We start from the raw sequence: 19,438 nt of genomic DNA on the forward strand, positions 1-19,438 counted from the left end.
CGCGCACCCGGGCGCGGGTCGTCGAGGAGAGCGGCATGAAAGGTGATTTCTCCTTCCTGGGCTTCGATCCGGCGAGCAACTACACCGGCGTGCGCCACCAGCAGGGCCGGGTGCTGCTGGACCGGGACTGGAACGATGCGCAGGAGATCGAGGCGCACTGGCGCGAGCGCGTGGCGGGCGACGCCTTCGGGCGGGGCGCGCTGGCGGTGCCCACCGCCTCGGCCTCGGCCTTCCGCGTGATCGAGGCGCTGGCCGACGCCGCCGGCGTGCACCTGACGCTGCAGGCCGGCCGGGCCTGGGCGGCCGGCCTGGGCGTGAGCCTGGACGCCGCCGCCACCCTGGACGCCACCTACCTCGCCCCGCCGCTGGCGTCGGCGGTCGATCCCGGCAGCATCGCTCCGGGCGTGCGCGACGCCGTGCTGCTGGAGGTGTGGGAGGACGCCATCAGCGGCTTCCAGGACCCGGCGCACCTGATCGAGCCCGCCCTGGGCGGCGTGGACACCACCGCGCGGGTGAAGGCGTGCTTCACGCTGCGGCTGCTGCGCCTGGACCCCAACCAGGACTGCCCGGCCGTGGCGGCACTGGTCGATGACCCGGCCGCCAGGGGCCACCTGAGCGTGACGCCGTCGCCGGCGCTCGTCATCACCGGCGACTGCCCGCTCGAAGCCGGCGGCGGCTACACCGGGTTGGAGCACTACCTCTACCGCTTCGAGGTGGCCGAGCCCGCCAACGGCCAGGCACGCTTCAAGTGGTCGCAGTTCAACGGCGGGCTGGTGGGGCGCGGCCGCTTCACGCCCGACACGCTTGATCCGCAAAAGGGCACGCTGCTCGTCACCGACAACGACCAGCCCATCAACACCTGCGGCCTGGCGAGCTTCTACCTGGAGGCACTGCGCTTCGATGCCGGGCTCGGCCGCTGGGTGGTGGACTTCACCGCCGACGCCAGCCTGTCCATGCCCGGCGTGCTGGTCCTGGCCGACACGGACGGCGTGTGGCCGGCGCCGGCCGACGGCACCGCGTTCTTCAGGCTGTGGAACGGGGTGTCGTCCATCGCTCACTTCGCCACCGGCGCGCCGGTGGACTTCGTGGACGGGCTGCAGCTGCAGTTCGATGCGCCGCTGGCCGACAACCGCAACTACCGCCCCGGCGATTACTGGTGCGTGCCCGTGCGCGCCAGCGGCGCCGCGTTCGACCCGCCGCTGTGGCCGCTGGACGCGCCGCCCCAGGGCCCGGCCTACCGCCGCGTGGCGCTGGCCGAGATCACCTGGAAGGCCGCGGGCACCGGCCATGTGGCCAGCTGGAAGGAGGGCGACATCCACGACTGCCGCAGCCTCTTCCGCCCGCTGAGCCAGCAGAAGATCTGCTGCAGCTTCGTCGTGGGCGACGGCCGCAGCAGCTTCGGCGACTTCGACAGCATCGAGCTGGCGCTGGCGCACCTGCCCGCCGCCGGCGGCGAGATCTGCCTGCTGCCGGGGCTGCATGCCACCAACGCCGTGATCCGCAACCGCACCGGCGTCACGCTGCGCGGCTGCGGCGCGCGCACGCGCGTGCTGCCGCGCGAGCGCACGCCCGACCAGCCCATCGTCAGTGTCATCGATTCCAGCCGCATCGAGATCCTGCACATCGACTTCGTCACGCTGGGCGGCACGGCGCTGTGGATCGAGGGCAGCGAGCCCGGGCGCTGCAGCGACATCGTGGTGGCGCAGCACCGCATCCTGGCCTGCACCCACGCGGTGTTCGCGCGCAATGCGGCGGAGTTGCGCATCGCGCACAACCGCATCCGCATGTTCGACCGCGCCGAAGGGCGTGCGGCCATCGACGTGGCCGGCACCGACCTCCTGGTCGAGGCCAACAGCGTGGCCCTGGTGCCGGCCGAGCGCACGCCGCCGGTGGACCCGGACGATCCGCAGGACCCGATCGACCCGGTGGACCCCTGCGTGCGGCTGGGCCTGGTCTACAAGCGGCCGCTGATTTTCAGCGCCTACGTGGCGAAGGTCTGGACGCTGCAGTTCCCTCTCGCGCTGCTGCTGGCGCTGCTCAAGCCCTGGCTGGCGCAGGGCGGCATCCAGGTGCGCGGCGGCAGCGAGCGCGTGCGCGTACGGGACAACGAGATCACGGGCGGCGCCGGCCATGGCATCACGCTGGGGGCGGTGCCGCTGCCCGTGCAGCCCCCGGCACCGCCGCCGGTGCCGACCTTCGAGATCGAGCGCGGCGACGCGGTCATCGTCGGCCAGGTGCTGGACCTGGAGGGCCGGCCGCTGGTGGGCGCGCAAGTCACCTTCAGGCAACGCGACACCGGGGCCGCGCGTACCGAGGACGCCGAAGCGCCCGATGCCCGGTTCAGGTTCGGGCTGGGGCGGGGCGTGTACGAGGTGAGCGCCACCATGGCGGGCCACGAGCTGGCGCAGATGCGGGAGAAGCGGCCCCAGGAGGGCCTCATCGAGCTCACCCTCCTGATGCGCGCGCGCCAGGCCCGGCCCGCACCCGAAACGGGCTTCCTGTACGACATCGCCATCGAGCGCAACCGCGTCAGCGCCATGGGGCTGTGCGGCATCGGCGTGCCGCTGCTGCCCGCGGTCGATGCCGAGGAGCCGCTGCAGCGCGCCCGCCGCCTGCTGGGCACGCCGGTGGTCGGGCTGCGCATCCTGGACAACCGGCTGCTCAACAACCTGCGCAACCCCTTCGACGTGGCACTGCGCGCGGCGGCGCTCACGCGCGGACTGGGCGGCATCTCGCTGGGCCTGGTGGACGACGCGCAGATCTGCGGCAACCGCATCGAGGGCCATGGGCGCAGCGGCGCCGACCCGGTGTGCGGCGTCTTCGTGCAGTACGGCGAGGCGCTGGAGGTGGCCCGCAACATCGTGCTGGACAACGGCGCGGCGCCGCGCACGCCCAACGACCCGGTGCGCGAGGGCGAGCGCGGCGGCGTGGTGCTGGGCCTGGCGGCGGCCTTCGGCCTGTTCGCCCAGCTGCGCAAGGGCGAGGAGACCGGCGCCGCGGCCAGCGCGGCGCGGGTGCTGGACAACCACGTGGAGCAGCCGGTGGGCAACGCGCTGCGGGTGCGCGCCTTCGGCCCGGTGCTGGTGCACGGCAACGTGCTCGCCAGCGACATTGCCGCCGTGGGCGGCATCGAGGCCATGGCCGGCGTCGTCATGCTCGCCAACCTGGCCGGGGTGCAGAACGCCGGGCAGATCGGGGCGCTGGCCGCGCTGCAGCTGCCCCTGCCGGCGCCGCTGCTGTTCAACGACAACCAGGTGCGTGCCGGCCCCGCGCATGCGGCGCCGCTGGTGCAGCTGCTGTTCAGCCAGGACGACCTGGGCGTGGCGGGCAACCAGTGCCACGGCGCGCAGTCCGGCAACCTGCTGGCCAACACGCTGGCCCTGGCGCCCAGCGTGCGCGTGCTGGGCAACCGCTGGCGCGAGACCGCGGCCGAAACCAGCCTGTCGCTGCTGAGCGTGGGCACCAGCGCCAACAACACCAGCTTCAACCAGGGCGACCACTGCATCGTGGCCGTGGACGCCAGCGCCGCGGGCCCGGCGCTGGTGGACTTCGGCAACCAGGTGCTCATCCCCAACGACCGCTGCGCCGAGTTCGGCAAGCTGGCCCAGGCGATCTTCAACCCGAACCGGAGCTGAGCCGCCATGGCAACCTACACCATCGTCAAGCCGGGCCGGCTGGGCCTTTCCGCCGTGCGTGCCGAGCTGCTCAACCGCGGCCCGGACAGCTTCGGGCAGGACCTGCAGGAAATCAGCGCCGCACTGAAGGCCGATGGCGAGGAGGCGCTGGCGCAGGCGCGCGAGCTGCTGCAGGCGGCGCAACTGCTGCTGCGGGAAGAGCAGCAGCGCCTGGTGGCCCTGGCGCCCGGCGACCTGCGCGCGGCGGCGCTGGACCGGGCCGCGACGCTGACGCTGCGCCACGTGCAGGCCCTGAGGCAACTGAGCGCGCGCGCCGCCATCCGGCCTCCGCGCGTGCAGCGGGGCGAGGCGCTGCTGCATGGGCGCGTCACCGACGAGCTCGACCGTGCTGCGGGGCCGCTGACGGTGACGCTGGCCGACGCCCGGGGCCGCCCCGTGCCGGACATCGCTCCTGCCACGGTGGACGCTACCGGCTACTACGCGCTGGTGGTGCCGGCGGAGGTGGTGGCCCGGCTGGGGGCCGAGGCGCGGCTGAGCCTCGTGCTCAGCCACGGCGAGGACAAGGTCACGCCCAAGCTGGAACCGGTGGCGCTGGCCGGCGGCGTCAGGGTCGTGGACGTCAAGCTGGACCCGGCGGCGCTGGGCAAGCTGCGCTTGCGGCCGGCGGCGGACACCCCGGCACGGCCGCGGCCGCCGGCCCAGCCGCCCGCGACGCCACCCCGCAAGCCGCGTGGGCCGGCGAAGGAATGAGCCGGTGGACGGGGCCGAGCTCTTGGAACGCCTGCACGCCGCCGCCGTGGCGGGCGACACGCCGGCGCAGGCGCTGGCGCGCGTGGGCGAGGCGCCGTGGATCGACAGCGCGCACCCCGACCATGCCGGCGCCTTGCGCCTGGCCGACTTTGCGCCCGATCCGCGGGCTCCGCAGTCCTTCCTCGTGCTGCCGGGCGACGCGCGGCGGGTCCTGTACTGGGGCCTGGCCGACGACCCCGGCGCTCCCCGGGTGGCCATCGCCGGGCTGGCGTGGCATGCCGACGGCAGCGCGCCACGGATGTTCCGCGCGCAGGTGCTGAGCCCTTGAGCCCCGGAGGCGTCCATGAAGGCCATCGCTCCCCCGACCCCGGCCGCGGCGGCCCGGCGTGCCCGGGCCGCCGCGGCTGCGTGGCAACCGGAGCGGCGTGAGCCCCCGCGCGGGGCCCTGGCGCGGCCGGCGACGGCAGCATCCGGCGGCTGCCCGTGCGGCGGTGGCTGCCCGCGTTGCGCGGGGGTGGGGCCGTCCGGGCCCGAGGCCCTGGTCGCCGACGTGCTGAGCGGGCCGGGTGAGCCGCTGCCCGCACCGGCGCGGCAGGCCTTCGAGTCCCGCCTCGGCGCCGATCTCTCGGGCGTGCGCCTGCACCGCGGCGCCGCGGCGGCCGCGTCGGCGCAGGCCCTGGCAGCGCGGGCCTACACCGTGGGCCAGCACATCGTGCTCGGCGCGGGCGCCTGGGCGCCGCAGTCGTCGGCCGGGCGGCGGCTGCTGGCGCACGAGCTGGTGCACACCCTGCAGCAGCGCCACGCCCGGGCCGTGCAGCGGCTGGCCGTGGGCCGCGCGGACGACACGCACGAGGCGGAGGCGGCGCGGCTGGCGCAGCGCGCCCTGCAGGACGGCGCCGCAGTGGGCCTGCCCACGCCTTCACCCTTGGCGGTGCAATGCCTGCAAAGGATCACGGATGCCGAGTTCGAGCGCAGCTCCGGCGCGGGCACGGGCCTCGCCGACGGCACGCTGAGCGCCGTCAACGGCGTGCACGGCAGCAGCTTCGAGGCGCGCAACTGCTTTGGCGTGGAGGGCTGCAACATCCACTTCGACTTCGAGAAGGCGTACGTCGGCACCTATCCCTACGGGGCCGCGAGCGGCCGTACCGTGCGCGGCGCCTACGTGAAGATCGTCATGCATCCCGACGCAAGCTGTTGGTCCTGCAACCGGCTGGAGGTCGTGCAGGTGCTGCGCAACGTGACGCGCACCGCGGGCGGCGCCACGGTGACGGCCGATCCGGAGAACGCCACGCGGCGTGAACGCTCGGGCTGGGGCGACGCATCGGCCCCATCGCGCGGCTGGCGGGTGGACAGGTTGACCACGGCAACCGACCCCTTCTATTCGCACTCCTGGACGTCGCAGAGCGGTGACTTCCGCACCCCGGCCATCCTGCGCGACGCCCCTGGCGACTGGGACACCGACCGGAATGCCGGCAAGGACTTCCAGAGCTGCCTGCTGTGCGTCAACGGCGGCAGCCGCGTCGCGCTGGGCTGCGTCACCTGGGGCTACTACATCGACGGCGCGGGCGCCGTCAGCTTCCATCCCCAGCCCGTGGCGTCTTGCGGCGGCACCACGCAACTGCGCGACGCCACGCAGCGCTGGGACCGCATTCCCGGCAACCAGCCCGTCAACCTGGGCAGCGTCTCCCCGGCCCGCCCGGCCGGGGAGACGCCGCGGCCCATCCCGCCCGGCGGCACGGCCGTGGCCTGAGGCCGACCCATGGCCATGGCCGCGCCCGTCGCCGTCCGGAAGCCGAGGGCCCATGCCGCCCCGGTGGCCGGCCGGCCGCAACGGCGCAGCGCCGGCCCTGGGGGCGCGCTCGCGGTGGCCGTCGCGGCCCGCACGAACGCTTGCGCCTGTGGCGGCGGTTGCCCGCGCTGCGCCGGCGCCGGCACGCGGCTGCCGCTCACCCGCCCCGGCGATGCCGCCGAACGCGATGCCGAGGCGCGGGCCGGCGCCGCCCTGCGTTCCTTGCCGGCACTGCCGCCCGCGGTGGTTGCAGGCGACGGCCAGGGCCTGCCCGGGGCATGGCGTGCGCCGCTGGAACGCAGCTTCGGCGCCGGCCTGGGCCACGTGCGTCTGCATGCCGGAGCCGCAGCGGGGGCCGAGGCCGCACGGCTGGGCGCGGCGGCCTTCAGCGTCGGGCCGCACATGGCGTTTGCCTCCGGGCGGCTGGCGCCGCACACCGAGGCGGGACGCCGGCTGCTGGCCCATGAGGTCGCGCACACGCTGCAGCCCGGCGCGCGGGGACGGCTGGCGCGCCAGTGCGCCGAAGCGCTGGCGGCCGTTTCCGTGCCGGCCGGGGATTCGCGGCTGCGCGCCTCGGCGCGGGTGGACCTGGGGCAGGTGCCCATCGGCAGCCAGATCAGCGCCACGCTGGGCGCCGACCTGAGCCTGCTGGTGCACGTGCCCCGCGCGCTGCAGCAGGCGCTGGCCCGCGGCGCACCCGACTGGCTGGCCGGGCCGCTGGGCAATGCGTTGGTGGACATCGACATCTCCGGCCGTGTCGGCACGCCCGTGGCCCCGGGCAGCGCCACCGCCGGCAACCGGCTGTGCGTGGCGGTGGACTTCCACGAGGAAGCGCCGGGCCGGTGGACGGCCGACCTGCGGCTGCTGCGCGGCGGGCGCATGGAGGTGCCGCTGGTGCTGAACATGGGCAGCGCCGTGGCGGCGCCGTCCAGCGCCACCCTGTTTCAGGCCGGGCCGGTGGGGGTGGGCATGCCCAGCGGCGTGGCGCGCCTGTCCATGAACCTGGAGGAGGACCTCACGGCCAGCTTCGGCCCGGTGGCCGTGCCCGCCGCCAGCGATCCGGCCGTGCTGTGGGACAGCATCCGCGTCCAGCTGCGCGAGCTGGTGGCGCTGCGCGTGCAGCGCATCGGCCTGACCGAGCTGACGCGGCTGCGCGGTGCGCTGGAGCTGCCGCTGAGCCTGGGCGGCCCGGGCGCGCGGGAGGGCGAGGGCGAACCCGCGCGGCTGTCGCTGAGCGTGCTGGGCGACCTGCGCCTGCGCAGCGAGCTGGACCAGCAGGCCGGCCGCTTCACGCTGCGGCTGCTGCCCAGCAGCGTGAGCGCCACGGGCCTGGGCGGGATCCTGGGGCTGGAGCTGTCGGGCCACGGGCGGCTGAGCGCGCCGCTGCCCTCCAGCCTGCGTCTGGGCGAGCTCGACGGCCCCTTCCTGCGCAGCCTCGTGGCCCAGGGGGAAGGCGAGGGCGGGCTGCGCGGGCGGCTGTCGCTGGCGGGGCTGCGGGCCGGGCGGCTGGAGGCCAGTTTCCGCGTGCGCGAGGGGCTGCTCAGCGGCGAGGGCAGCCTCCTGAGCCCGGTTGGCGTGGGGGGTGGCCGCTTCCGCTACGGGCTGGACCAGGGTTTCAGCGCCGAGGCGGGCATGGTGGGCTTGACGCGCCTGGTTATTGCGCCTCCGGACGAGCGGCCCGAGGCGGCCCGCTGGCTGGGCCCATACCAGGAGCTGGACCTGGGCTCCTCGGTGTACGGGCTGGGCCTCACCGGCGTGGCGCTGCGCCCGGGCGCCACCCATATGCTGTCCGCGGGCGTGGGCCCGCAGTTCGTGGGCGAGCCCGAAGGCGCCACCGGCTCGCTGCCCGGCACCGTGCGCCTGCCCGTGATCGACAGCCCGGTGGGCCTTTACGGGGGCGTGAGCTACCAGGTGAGCTTCGACTGGGACCAGTGGCTGGCAGGCAGGCGCTGAGGCCGGTACCGACCCCCTACCTTGCAGGCGCTCAGGCCGGATGGCCGGTGGACGAGCCGACCACCTGCGTCCGCGCGGCCGGGAAATCGCCGGCCGGCCGCAGCAGGCCCGGCTCGCCCGCCCCCAGGCTGCCGGCCTGGATAGCCTGGACGGCCGCCTCGGCACTTTCGAAGGCCGGCTCCAGGGCGTCGAGCAGCAGGTGGACCTCGCCGGCATAGGCCGGGGCCATGGAGTCGAGCAGGTCGGCCTCGGCGGTGAGTGCCACGGGCCGTGTCAGGCTGGGCAGCAGCCGCTCCAGCGCCACGATGTCCCGCACCCGGTAGACGCGGCAGCGCGCGTCGGCCTCGCGGCGGACGAGATGGTCGCCGGGCCGGCATTCGACGGCGCCGGCGGGAAAGGTTCGGGGCAGGGCGGTCATCGCGGGGCCTCGATGCGCCTCAGCGGCAGTCTCCGCAGCTGATCACTTCGCGCATGTTGGTCCGCACCTTGTAGAGCGGGCGTCCATTGGGCGCGTCGCCGGGGTTGTCGTCCCGGTCGAGCGCCCGGTCGCGGCCGGCGGGCCGGAAGCTCGGCCCCGTGCCCGGGCCGTGGATGGGGCGAGGGCCGTTCTTGCCGTAGACGTTGGTGGGATCGTTGCCGGCGCCGTCCATGCGGCCGCCCACGATGTGGAAGTCCCGCCAGGTGGGGTCGACGACGTTGCCCAGGTCATCCTCCGTCCGGATGTCGTACGTCCACAGCCAGAACTTCACCTGCCCGGCGCCGCAGTTGCCCACCGGGCACACCAGCCGGTCGAATTCCTTGGCCATGTCGGCATAGACGGCCGACGGCGGCGACGTGAACCGGTAGGTGCGCAACGCCAGGCCGGCGCAGTTGTAGCTCAGACGGTTGACGGAGGCGTCGTAGCCGGGATAGCTGCTGCAGGGCGTGCGCCGCAGTTGCTGCCTCGACAGCCGGCCGTCGGATTGCTGGAGCACGTGCGTGAGCTCGTGCGCCAACAGCCGCTGCCCGGCGTATGACGTGGGCGCGTACTCGGCGGCGCCGAAAAAGATGTCGTGGCCGATGGTGAAGGCGCGCGCGTCGATCTGCCGTGCCAGGCTGGCGGCCCGGCCGTCGCTGTGGATGCGCACGGCGGAGAAGTCGTGGCCGAAATGGCCTTCCATGTAGGCGCGCGTGGCGGCCGGCAAGACATGGCCGCCGCCCGCGATGGCGTGCTGCAGCGCGTGTTCGTACTGCGGCGTCACGGTGGGGCCCGGTGCCGCGGTGGCGCTGGGGCTACGCTGCACGGTGTCCTCCTCGGGCGCCGTGCCGGCTTGCTCCATGGCGGGTTGCCTGCCCTCCGGCGCGGGCATGCTGTCCGGCACATCCTCCGGCTCCAGCGGCTTGCGCCGCAGCAGGGGCTGGAGTCCGGCTGCGGCGCCGGGCTCGACCACGGCGGGGCCGCCGTGCATGACGGCATCGGCCATGCGATCGGCCTCCCGTTCGAAGCGGTCGTCGGGGGCGCCGATCGAGAGCCTGGAGCTGGCCTGGCAGCGTGGGCAACCGCCTCCGCAGGCGCAGTCGGACGAGCGCTGCGGCAGCCTGCGCATCAGGGCCGGCAGCACGGAACGGACTTCCGGCGCCGAGCGGTGGGCGCCGCTACCGCGCCTGGTCAAGGCTTCTCGTTGCAGCAGACGGGACATGGAGGGCTCCTCCCTTGCGAACCGAGGCGCCGCGGCTGCCGCCGGCGCGGCCGTGAGCGCCGGGCGCTTGCGCCTGCAGACCGGGCCGTGCGGGATTGACGGATACCTGGGCCGGTTGTACCTGCGCGTGCCCACAAGGCAAGCTCTATCCGACACGGCGGAGGGGCCGGCTTGATGAGCGGAAAGCGCGAGCACATGGTGTCCGTGCCCTTGCTGCCGCGAGCCGCAGGCCGGCCCTGCCTGGTGTGCGGCTCACTCCTCGCCGGGGCGATTAATTACAACATACACGGTTGAATCTGAACCGCAACCATAGCTGCTACGAACAACCACATCTCCAAGCCCCCCTTTTTTGCTCGCCTGTATTTCTCTTGATTCACCTGATTCGAGCAGCCGCAGCTCGACACGCGCACGGTCATCCGTGTGCGTCTGCGCTACCGAACAGCGCGGCGCACGCCCCTAGAGAAAGGAAGGTGGGAAAGAGGGCTTGAATCGAAACGGGGCGCTTCCGTGGTCGGGAACCGGAAGATTTCCAGAGAACCTTGTATGTCGCTTGCGAGTCCAGGGCGGGCGCTTGGCCCTGCCCTGGCGCGTCAGTCGTCGATCAGCATGCGCACCAAGCGCTGGATCTCGCGCACCAGCGCCGGCTTGTCCATGGCCGGGTCGCGCACGCTGCGCACCATGAGCCCGTCAAAGATCGCCGCCAAGGCCACGCCGCGTGCGCGCAGCGTGGCCGGGTCGAGCTGCACCCCGCGCTGCGCCAGCGCCGACTGCAGCAGCATTTCGCAGCGCTCGCGGCTGGCCGCCTCGGCGGCCTGCACCACGGCGGCGAGTTTCGGATTGCGGCCGGCCTCGGCCGCGACCTCCAGGCGCAGCGCGGCCGCAGGCAGCGCGGTGGTTTCGTCCACGCCGGCAGCCACCCCGTCGATCATGGCCTGCGCCACGTCGGGCTCGCGCAGCATCGCCGTGGCCTTGTCCAGCCACAGCGCCTGGTCGCGCGCGACGATGGCGCCGATGAGCTCTTCCTTGTTCTCGAACAGGTTGTAGATGTGGCCCGGGCTCATGCCCGCGGTGCGCGCGATCTCGGCCATGCTCGCGCCATGGAAGCCGCTCGCGCGAAAGCACTGCGCCGCGGCGTCCAGCACCTGCTGGCGCCGCAGCTCGGCACGCTCGCTCTCGCTGACCGGCGCCATCATCGGGCGGCCGCCGGAGTCGCTACGGCGGCGGTGGTACCGGATGTGGCTTCCCAGCCGCCACCCAAGGAGCGGTACAGCGACACGGCATTGAGCTGCTGCGACAGCGCCGTGGCGATGCGACCCTGCTGCGCCGTGTACAGCGAGCGCTGCGCGTCGAGCACGCTCAGGAAGTCGTCCACGCCGCGCTCGAAGCGCGCCTGCGACAGGAACTGTGCCCGCGCCGCCGCCTTTTCCAGCTCGGTCTGCGCCGCCAGCTGCTCGACCAGGCTCTGCCGCTGCGCCAGCCCCTCGGCCACCTCGCGGAAGGCGGCCTGGATGCTGCGCTCGTAGCTGGCGACGGCGATGTCGCGCTCCGCCTGTGCGACCTGCAGATTGGCGCGATTGCGGCCCTGGTCGAAGATGGGCAGCGCCAGTTGCGGCGCGAAGCTCCAGATGCCCGAGCCGGCACCGAACAGGCCCGACAGCGCGTTGCTGGCCGTGCCGATCGAGGCCGTGAGCGAGATGCGCGGGAAGAAGGCCGCGCGCGCCGCGCCGATGGTGGCGTTGGCCGCCAGCAGGTCGCGCTCGGCCTGCGCCACGTCCGGGCGCTGCAGCAGCACCTCCGAGGACAGGCCCGCCGGCAGCGGCGCGAAGCTCAGGGCCGTCGCCTCCGAGCCCGGCAGCAGCTCCGGCGGCAGCGGCATGCCCGCCAGCAGCTGCAGCGCCTGCAGGTCCGCCTCGGCCTGGCCGGCGTAGCGCGCGACGTCGGCCCGGGCCGATTCCACCGTGGTGCGCGCGCGCTGCACGTCCAGGTCGGAGGACACGCCCAGCTCCAGCCGGCGCTCGGTCAGCCGCAGCGTGTCGGACTGGCTCTTGAGCGTGGCCTGCGCCAGCTCCAGGCGCTGGCGGTCCGCCGCCAACGTCAGCCAGCTGCCGGCCACCTGCGACACCAGGCTGATGTGCGCGGCGCGGCGCGCCTCCTCGCTGGAGAGGAACTGCTGCAGCGCCGACTCGCGCAGGCTGCGCACGCGGCCGAACAGGTCCAGCTCGAAGCTGCTGAAGCCCAGCGTCGCGCTGTACTGGCGCGACACCGTGGAGCGGCCGCTGAGGCTCAGGTCCGCGGGCGTGCGCTGCGCGCTGGAGCCGGCCGCCACGCCGATGGCCGGCAGCGTCTCGGCCGCCTGCACGCCGTAGAGGCCGCGGGCGCGCTCGATGTTGAGCGCGGCGATGCGCAGGTCGCGGTTGTGGTCCAGCGCCAGCGCGATCGTCTTCTGCAGCCGCTCGTCGCCGAAGAAGGACTGCCAGCCGATGTCGGCCACCGGCGTGGCGGCGGTTTCGCCGGGCGCGCCCAGCTGTGCGGGCACCGGCGCCGCGGGGCGCTGGTACTGGGGCGCCAGGCTGGCACAGCCACTGAGGAAGGCAAGGGCGGCCACCGCCACGGCGGCCAGGCGGGGAAGGGATCGGTTCATCGAACGATTCATCTCAAGCTCAGGCAGGGTCGCCCGCGACGGCGGTGGAGGCGGCACCGGCCGCGGAAGGCGCCGGCTTGCCCTTGAAGCGGCTGCGCACGACGACGAAGAACAGCGGCACGAAGAAGATGCCCAGCACCGTGGCGGCGACCATGCCGCCCAGCACGCCGGTGCCGATGGCGTTCTGCGAACCCGAGCCCGCGCCGGTGGCCAGCGCCAGCGGCATCACGCCCAGGCCAAAGGCCAGCGAGGTCATCAGGATCGGGCGCAGCCGCAGGCGCACCGCCTCCAGCGTGGCGTCCATCAGGCCGTGGCCCTGTTCAACCAGGTCCTTGGCGAATTCCACGATCAGGATCGCGTTCTTGGCCGACAGGCCCACGGTCACCAGCAGGCCGACCTGGAAGTACACGTCGTTGCTCAGCCCGCGGCCGAAGGCGGCCAGCACCGCGCCCAGCACGCCCAGCGGCACCACCAGCATCACCGCGAAGGGGATGGACCAGCTCTCGTACAGCGCCGCCAGGCACAGGAACACCACCAGGATCGAGATGGCGTAGAGCGCCGGCGCCTGCGAGCCGGAGATGCGCTCCTGGTAGGACAGGCCGCTGAAGGCGATGTTGAAGCCCGGCGGCAGCTGCGCCGCCAGCCGCTCCACGGTCTTGAGCGCATCGCCCGAGCTCGTGCCCGGCGCGGCCTGGCCCTGGATCTGCACCGCGCCCACGCCGTTGAAGCGCTCCAGGCGCGGCGAGCCCGTTTCCCAGTGCGCCGTGGCGAAGGCGTTGAACGGCACCATCTCGCCCTGCGCGTTGCGCACCCGCCAGTCGTTGAGGTCGTCAGGTTGCATGCGGAAGGGCGCGTCGGCCTGCATGTACACGCGCTTGACGCGGCCGCGGTCGATGAAGTCGTCCACGTAGGAGCCGCCCCAGGCCGAGGCCAGCATCTCGTTGATGGAGGCCACCGACACGCCCAAAGCGCCGGCCTTGGCCTGGTCCACGTCGATGCGCAGCTGCGGCGAGTCGTCCAGCCCGTTGGGCCGCACGCCGGCGAGCGTGGGCTCCTTGGCCGCCATGCCCAGGAACTGGTTGCGCGCCTGCATCAGCGCCTCGTGGCCCAGGCCCGCCTGGTCCTGCAGGTAGAACTCAAAGCCGGTGGCGTTGCCCAGCTCGATCACCGCCGGCGGCGCGAAGGCGAAGGCCATGGCGTCGCGCCACTGCATGAAAGTGCCCATGGCCCGGCCGGCAATGGCGCGCACGCCGTTCTCGGCGCCCTTGCGCTCGCTCCAGTCCTTCATGCGCACGAAGCCGATGCCCATGTTCTCGCCACGGCCGGCGAAGCTGAAGCCCGCCACCGTGAAGATCGACTGCACCCGCGAGGCCTCGCTCTCCAGGAAGTGCTTCTCCACGCGCTCGATAACCTGCAGCGTGCGCTGCTGCGTGGCGCCGGCGGGCAGCTGGATCTGCGTGAACAGGATGCCCTGGTCCTCATCGGGCAGGAAGGACTGCGGCAGCCGCGCGAACAGCGCCGCCAGGCCCAGCACGAGCAGCCCGTACACCATCAGCCAGCGCTTGCGCCGGCCCAGCATGCCGCGCACCGCGCCCTGCGTGCCCTGGGTGCCGCGGTCGAAGCTGCGGTTGAACCAGGTGAAGAAGCGGCCATGGGCGTGGTGCTCGCCACGGTGCAGCGGCTTGAGGATGGTGGCGCACAGCGCCGGCGTCAGGATCAGCGCCACCAGCACCGACAGCGCCATGGCCGAGACGATGGTGATGGAGAACTGGCGGTAGATCACGCCGGTGGAGCCGCCGAAGAAAGCCATGGGCACCAGCACCGCGCACAGCACCAGCGCGATGCCGATCAGCGCGCCCGTGATCTGGCCCATCGACTTGCGCGTGGCCTCGCGGGGCGAGAGCCCTTCCTCGGTCATCACGCGCTCGACGTTCTCCACCACCACGATGGCATCGTCCACCAGCAGGCCGATGGCCAGCACCAGGCCGAACATGGTCAGCGTGTTGATGGAGAAGCCCGCCACCGACATCACGCCGAAGGTGCCCAGCAGCACCACCGGCACGGCGATCGTCGGGATCAGCGTGGCGCGGAAGTTCTGCAGGAACAGGAACATCACCAGGAACACCAGCACCACGGCTTCCACCAGCGTCTTGACCACCTCCTCGATGGACAGGCGCACGAAGGGCGTGGTGTCGTAGGCGACCACGGCCGTCAGGCCGGCGGGGAAGTTCTTTTCCAGGCGCTTGAGCTCGGCCCGGGCGGCGTCGGCCGTGTCCAAGGCATTGGCGCCCGTGGCCAGTCGCAGGGCCACGCCGGCGGCGGGCTTGCCGTTGTAGCGGGACTCGATCGAGTAGTTCTCGGCACCGATCTCCACCCGCGCCACGTCGCGCAGGTGCACCTGCCCACCCTCGGTGCTGGTACGCAGCAGGATGGCCTCGAACTGCTGCGGCGTCTGCAGCCGGGTCTGCGCCGTGATGGTGGCATTGAGCTGCTGCCCGGCTTGCGCCGGCGCGGCGCCGATCTGGCCGGCCGAGACCTGCGCGTTCTGCGCGCGGATGGCGGCGGCGACGTCAGCCGGCGTGAGCTTGTACTGGTCGAGCTTGGTCGGGTCCAGCCAGATCCGCATCGCGTACTGCGCGCCGAACAGCGTCACTTCGCCCACGCCCGGCACGCGGCTGAGCGGGTCCACCAGCTGCGCGGACACGTAGTCCGAGATGTCGTTGCGGTCCATGGAGCCGTCTTCCGACACGAAGCCCAGCACCATCAGGAAGTTGATGCGGCTCTTGACCACCTGCACGCCCTGGCGCTGCACCTCCTGCGGCAGCAGCGAGGTGGCGGCGGCGAGCTTGTTCTGCACCTGCACCTGCGCGATGTCGGCGTTGGTGCCGGCGGTGAAGGTCAGCGTGATGGCGACGTTGCCCTGCGCGTCGCTGGTGGACGACATGTAGGTCAGGCCGTCCAGGCCCTTCATGCGCTGCTCGATGATCTGCGTGACCGTGTCCTCCAGCGTCTTGGCGGAGGCGCCGGGGTAGGTCGCGTTGATGGTGATCTGCGGCGGCGCGATCGGCGGGTACTGCTCGATGGCCAGCGTGCGGATGGCCAGCGCGCCGGCCAGCATGATGATGATCGCGATCACCCACGCGAAGATGGGGCGATCGATGAAGAAGCGTGACATGGATAGCGCCTCGGATGATCAGTTGGCGGTCGCGGCGGTGACGCCGGAGGCCGACGAGGCCGCCGGCGCCGCGGCGGCCGGGGCAGGGGGCGCGGAGGCCGCGGCGGACGGGCCGGCCGGCGCGCCGGGCACGCCGGCGGCAGGGGCGGAGGCCGACAGCGCCACCGGCGTCACCGGCGCGCCCGGGCGCACCTTCTGCAGCCCGTCGACGATGAGCTTGTCGCCCGGCTTCAAGCCCTCGGTGACCAGCCACTGGTCGCCCACGTTGCGGTCCACCTTGAGCGGGCGCGGCTGCACCTTGTTGTCGTCGCCCACCACCATGGCCAGCGCGTTGCCCTTGGGGTCGCGCGTGACGGCGCGCTGCGGCACCAGGATGGCCTGCGAGGTCGAGCCTTCCTCCAGCAGCGCGCGCACGTACATGCCCGGCAGCAGCGTGCCCTTGGGGTTGGGGAACACGGCGCGCAGCGTGACGTTGCCGGTGCTGGCATCCACCGTCGCCTCGGCGAACTTCAGCGTGCCTTCCACCGGGTAGTCGCTGCCGTCTTCGAGCTGCAGCTTGACGCGGGCGCGGCCGGCGTCCACGCGCTGCAGCCGGCCGGAGGCGAAGTCGCGCTGCAGCTGCAGCAGCTCGGCGCTGGCGCGCTGGATGTCCACGTAGATCGGGTCGAGCTGCTGCACCGTCACCAGCGGCGCGGCCTGGCTGGCGGTGACCAGCGCGCCGGGCGTGACGCTGGAGCGGCCGGCGATGCCGGCGATGGGCGCGCTGACGCGGGCGTAATCGACGCGGATCTGCGCCGTCTTCACCGCCGCGGCGGCGGTGGCCACGTCGGCACGGGCCTGCAGCAGCTGGGCCTGCGCATCGTCGCGGGCCTGCTTGCTGACGGCGTCGATGGTGACCAGCTCGTCATAGCGGCGCGCGCGCAGCTCGGCGGTGGCCACGTTCGCCTGCGCCTTGGCCAGCGAGGCGCGCGCGCTTTCCAGCTCGGCCTGCAGCGTGGAGGGGTCGATCTGGTAGAGCGTCTGCCCCGCCTTCACGAAGCTGCCTTCCTCGAACAGCCGCTTCTGGATCAGGCCGCCCACCTGCGGCCTCACCTCTGCCACCAGGTACGGTGAGGTGCGGCCGGCGAGCTCCGTGCGCAGCGTCAGCGGCTGCGCCTGCACCGTCAGCACGCCCACCTGCGCCGGCGGTGGCGCGGCCGGCGCCGCGGCGGGCTGCTCGCCCTTGGAACAACCCACGAGCATGACGGCCGAGCAGGCCAAGGCCAACAACGTGGTGGTGAGGGTCAGGCGGTGAGGCGGACGCAGCATGGGATAAGCAGGCGCACGCGGCGCCTGGAGTCAAGTTTCTGAATGAACGTTCATTCTACGGGTTTCACCGGAATGCTGCAGAGCAGCAAGCGGCACCCGCGCAACGTTCGCTGGGTGGAAACCCGGACTGTCCCGCCGGCTGGAAGACAACGTCGGCGGCGAGGAGGGCGGCGCAGCCGAAGGCAAGCCAAAGGCCCGGTCACGGGCGACCGCGGCGCTGCGCCGGCACGCTCAGGGTGGCGGCGCGTCGAAGACCTGGCGCAGGTACGCGAGGAAAGTGGTGTCGGTGGCCAGCGTCTTGCCGGGCGAGTCGGAGAGCTTGGCCACGGGCTGGCCGTTGCAGCGCACCAGCTTCATGACGATGTTGAGCGGCGTCAGGCCGAGGTCGTTGGTGAGGTTGGTGCCGATGCCGAAGCCGCACTGGGTGCGGTCGCCGAAATGCCGGTACAGCGCGATGGCCTTGTCCGAGTCCAGGCCGTCGGAGAACACCAGGCGCTTGGTGTGGGCGTCGATGCGCAGCTTCTGGTAGTGCGCCAGGGCCAGCTCGCCCCACCAGTACGGATCGCCCGAGTCGTGGCGCAGGCCGTCGAAGAGCTTGGCGAAGTAGAGGTCGAAGTCGGCGAGGAAGGCGCGCATGCCCACCACGTCGGTCAGCGCCGTGCCCAGGTCGCCACGGTATTCCTGCACCCAGTCTTCCAGGGCGGCCTTCTGGTGGTCGCGCAGCCGCACGCCCAGCGCCTGGTACATCTGCAGGTACTCGTGCGCCATGGTGCCCATGGGTACCAGCCCCAGCTCCCTGGCCAGGTAGACGTTGGACGTGCCCTTGAAGAACTGCGGCAGCGCCTGCTGGAAGGTCGCGACCACCTCGCGCTGCCACGCGGCGCTGAAGCGGCGGCGGATGCCGAAATCGAACAGCTCGAAGGGATGCTGCAACGGCGGCTCGGCCCCGAAGGCGCGCAGCCGCTCGATCTTGGCCTGCAGCCGGCGCCGGCCCTCGGCCAGCGCGGACGCGGCATCGAAGCGCCGGTAATGCAGCTCGCTGACGATGGCCAGCACGTAGATCTCGAAGCCCATCACGTGCACCTGCGGTCCGCGCGCCACGATGTGCAGCTCGTCGCCCTCGGCCCAGGCCTCGATGAAGTCGCGCTGGAACTTGAAGATGCGTAGGAAGTCCACGAAGTCGCTGCTGATGAAGCGCAGCGAGCGCAGGTAGTCCAGCTCCGGCCGGGTGAAGCACAGCTGGCACAGCGCATCGAGCTCCCGCTGCACCTGCGGCAGCAGCGCGCCCAGCTTCGGGCTCTCGCGGTTGCGGCACACGAAGCGGTACTCGGCCTGCGTCTGCGGATGCCGGTGCAGCATCGCCTGCCACATCGTGAACTTGTAGAGGTCGGTTTCCAGCAGGCTTTGGATGACAGGGGACATCGGCGGCTCCGGAGGCAGGTATCCGCCCGGGAACCCAGCAAGCGGCACGCCGCGCAGGCCGGTGCACAGCGCGTCCGCACACCGTACCAATTTACATAACCATCATTGACGCAGTGCTGACTGTGTAGGCGCCGAGTAGCAATGCCGCATTCCAGCCAGAGAGGGACGCCGCGCCGAGCGCGCCCCGGCCGCCGCTGCTCAAACCTCCGTCACCCACCATCCGCTCATCAGGTTCTCGGGTCGTGACCGTGCCCGCACTTGCGCGCTGGCCTCCCAGGCGTCGCGCCGCACGCCCAGGCCGGCGTACACGCCGTATCCGTCGCCAGCCCGGATCTGCGCGCCGGCCTGGAGGCTTTCACCGGCGGAAATCGCTCCTCCGGCCACGATGCAGCCACCGCTCCTGATCCCCCAATGGGCATGCAGATGCCGGTAGCAGCGCAGGTCCGCGCCGACCTCGATGCCGTTGCCGGCCCGGATGTCGCCCAGGCCCGTCAGGTGGCCTCCGGTCTTGAGACCCTGCTCGCCATGGATGGCGCCATTCGCCAGCATGTCTCCCTCGACATGGAGGTTGCCCCGGACCTGCAGGCTGCCGCCGCAGAACAGTTCCCAGCCGGCGCGCAGACGGCCCTCGCAGCGCAGGCTTTCTCGAACGTCGATGCCCCATCCCGCCTTGACGTCCTCGCCGGCCCGCAAATGCCCGCCGCACCAGATCTGCCCCGCCACCTGCACGTCCTCCCCGGCGTCGATCAGCGTGCCGGCGCGAATACCCCCGCCGGCTCGGATGGAGCGGCCGGCCCGCACGATCGAGCTCACCTCGATGCCCGCGCGCACTTCCAGCGTGCCGGCAAAGACGATCGCATCGGCCTCGATCGCGTCCACGCGCAGCACCGCGTCAGTGGGTCCGAACTGGTCGAGAAGCCAGAGCGCATCGTTGACCCGTCCCGCGGCCACCAGGGCGTCCAGCAAAGGCTGGTAATCGCTGCCCTCCTGGCGATGGCGCAGAAACCAGCGAAGTCCGTCGGCGCAGGGGCGCTTGCTCTTGATGAAGCTTTTGGTGAGTTGCATGGCAGTCGATCTCAAGATGGG

At 72.6% G+C, this 19,438-nt stretch carries 13 protein-coding genes; 5 read left to right on the plus strand and 8 right to left on the minus strand.

The genetic code is table 11. The features are described from left to right. Window positions 1-35: 35 nt before the first annotated feature. The 5 genes from HHL10_RS17790 (at window position 36) to HHL10_RS17810 (ending at window position 8,127) form a co-directional block, all read left to right on the plus strand. Window positions 36-3,635 carry a DUF6519 domain-containing protein gene (locus tag HHL10_RS17790; protein ID WP_169161739.1) on the plus strand — a complete coding sequence of 1,200 codons (3,600 nt, stop codon included), beginning with the start codon at window positions 36-38 and terminating at the stop codon, window positions 3,633-3,635. A 6-nt stretch (window positions 3,636-3,641) separates the two neighbouring features. Continuing rightward, window positions 3,642-4,385 carry a hypothetical protein gene (locus HHL10_RS17795; RefSeq protein WP_169161740.1) on the plus strand — a complete coding sequence of 248 codons (744 nt, stop codon included), beginning with the start codon at window positions 3,642-3,644 and terminating at the stop codon, window positions 4,383-4,385. Window positions 4,386-4,407: 22 nt separating this feature from the next. After that, the gene (locus HHL10_RS17800; protein ID WP_169161741.1) at window positions 4,408-4,713 is read left to right on the plus strand and encodes a hypothetical protein; all 306 of its coding nucleotides are present in this window, start codon (window positions 4,408-4,410) and stop codon (window positions 4,711-4,713) included. Between the two features lie 186 nt (window positions 4,714-4,899). Continuing rightward, the gene (locus tag HHL10_RS17805; protein ID WP_205833096.1) at window positions 4,900-6,135 is read left to right on the plus strand and encodes an eCIS core domain-containing protein; all 1,236 of its coding nucleotides are present in this window, start codon (window positions 4,900-4,902) and stop codon (window positions 6,133-6,135) included. 114 nt (window positions 6,136-6,249) lie between these two features. Further along, on the plus strand, window positions 6,250-8,127 hold the full coding sequence (locus HHL10_RS17810; RefSeq protein ID WP_169161743.1) for an eCIS core domain-containing protein: 1,878 nt from the start codon (window positions 6,250-6,252) through the stop codon (window positions 8,125-8,127). A 31-nt stretch (window positions 8,128-8,158) separates the two neighbouring features. On the opposite strand, the gene HHL10_RS17815 is transcribed toward HHL10_RS17810, so the two are convergent. From HHL10_RS17815 to HHL10_RS17850, 8 genes are all read right to left on the minus strand, one after another. Next, the gene (locus HHL10_RS17815) at window positions 8,159-8,545 is read right to left on the minus strand and encodes a hypothetical protein (RefSeq protein ID WP_169161744.1); all 387 of its coding nucleotides are present in this window, start codon (window positions 8,543-8,545) and stop codon (window positions 8,159-8,161) included. A 19-nt stretch (window positions 8,546-8,564) separates the two neighbouring features. Further along, window positions 8,565-9,806: an eCIS core domain-containing protein gene (locus tag HHL10_RS17820; protein WP_205833097.1), complete on the minus strand. Its 1,242-nt coding sequence runs from the start codon at window positions 9,804-9,806 to the stop codon at window positions 8,565-8,567. A gap of 590 nt (window positions 9,807-10,396) precedes the next feature. Then, the gene (locus HHL10_RS17825; protein WP_169161745.1) at window positions 10,397-10,999 is read right to left on the minus strand and encodes a TetR/AcrR family transcriptional regulator; all 603 of its coding nucleotides are present in this window, start codon (window positions 10,997-10,999) and stop codon (window positions 10,397-10,399) included. Next, window positions 10,996-12,447 carry an efflux transporter outer membrane subunit gene (locus HHL10_RS17830; protein WP_169161746.1) on the minus strand — a complete coding sequence of 484 codons (1,452 nt, stop codon included), beginning with the start codon at window positions 12,445-12,447 and terminating at the stop codon, window positions 10,996-10,998. The genes HHL10_RS17825 and HHL10_RS17830 overlap by 4 nt, the downstream gene beginning before the upstream one ends. Window positions 12,448-12,466: 19 nt before the next feature. Beyond that, window positions 12,467-15,622, minus strand: a complete 3,156-nt coding sequence (locus tag HHL10_RS17835; RefSeq protein WP_169161747.1) for an efflux RND transporter permease subunit — start codon at window positions 15,620-15,622, stop codon at window positions 12,467-12,469. An 18-nt stretch (window positions 15,623-15,640) separates the two neighbouring features. Beyond that, the gene (locus HHL10_RS17840) at window positions 15,641-16,930 is read right to left on the minus strand and encodes an efflux RND transporter periplasmic adaptor subunit (RefSeq protein ID WP_169161748.1); all 1,290 of its coding nucleotides are present in this window, start codon (window positions 16,928-16,930) and stop codon (window positions 15,641-15,643) included. A gap of 231 nt (window positions 16,931-17,161) precedes the next feature. Next, window positions 17,162-18,352, minus strand: coding sequence for a nicotinate phosphoribosyltransferase (pncB, locus tag HHL10_RS17845; RefSeq protein ID WP_169161749.1), 1,191 nt, complete (start codon window positions 18,350-18,352; stop codon window positions 17,162-17,164). Between the two features lie 198 nt (window positions 18,353-18,550). Beyond that, complete coding sequence (locus HHL10_RS17850; protein ID WP_169161750.1) at window positions 18,551-19,417, minus strand: hypothetical protein; 867 nt, start codon at window positions 19,415-19,417, stop codon at window positions 18,551-18,553. Between the last annotated feature and the right edge of the window lie 21 nt (window positions 19,418-19,438).

This window comes from Azohydromonas caseinilytica (assembly GCF_012927045.1).
GTDB classification, from domain to species: domain Bacteria; phylum Pseudomonadota; class Gammaproteobacteria; order Burkholderiales; family Burkholderiaceae_C; genus Azohydromonas; species Azohydromonas caseinilytica.

Coding starts and splice junctions, on each gene's coding strand:
- HHL10_RS17790 (WP_169161739.1), top strand. CDS start 36: ATGAAAGGTGATTTCTCCTTCCTGGGCTTCGATCCGGCGAGCAACTAC.
- HHL10_RS17795 (WP_169161740.1), top strand. CDS start 3,642: ATGGCAACCTACACCATCGTCAAGCCGGGCCGGCTGGGCCTTTCCGCC.
- HHL10_RS17815 (WP_169161744.1), bottom strand. CDS start 8,545: ATGACCGCCCTGCCCCGAACCTTTCCCGCCGGCGCCGTCGAATGCCGG.
- HHL10_RS17820 (WP_205833097.1), bottom strand. CDS start 9,806: ATGTCCCGTCTGCTGCAACGAGAAGCCTTGACCAGGCGCGGTAGCGGC.
- HHL10_RS17825 (WP_169161745.1), bottom strand. CDS start 10,999: ATGATGGCGCCGGTCAGCGAGAGCGAGCGTGCCGAGCTGCGGCGCCAG.
- HHL10_RS17830 (WP_169161746.1), bottom strand. CDS start 12,447: ATGAACCGATCCCTTCCCCGCCTGGCCGCCGTGGCGGTGGCCGCCCTT.
- HHL10_RS17835 (WP_169161747.1), bottom strand. CDS start 15,622: ATGTCACGCTTCTTCATCGATCGCCCCATCTTCGCGTGGGTGATCGCG.
- HHL10_RS17840 (WP_169161748.1), bottom strand. CDS start 16,930: ATGCTGCGTCCGCCTCACCGCCTGACCCTCACCACCACGTTGTTGGCC.
- pncB (WP_169161749.1), bottom strand. CDS start 18,352: ATGTCCCCTGTCATCCAAAGCCTGCTGGAAACCGACCTCTACAAGTTC.
- HHL10_RS17850 (WP_169161750.1), bottom strand. CDS start 19,417: ATGCAACTCACCAAAAGCTTCATCAAGAGCAAGCGCCCCTGCGCCGAC.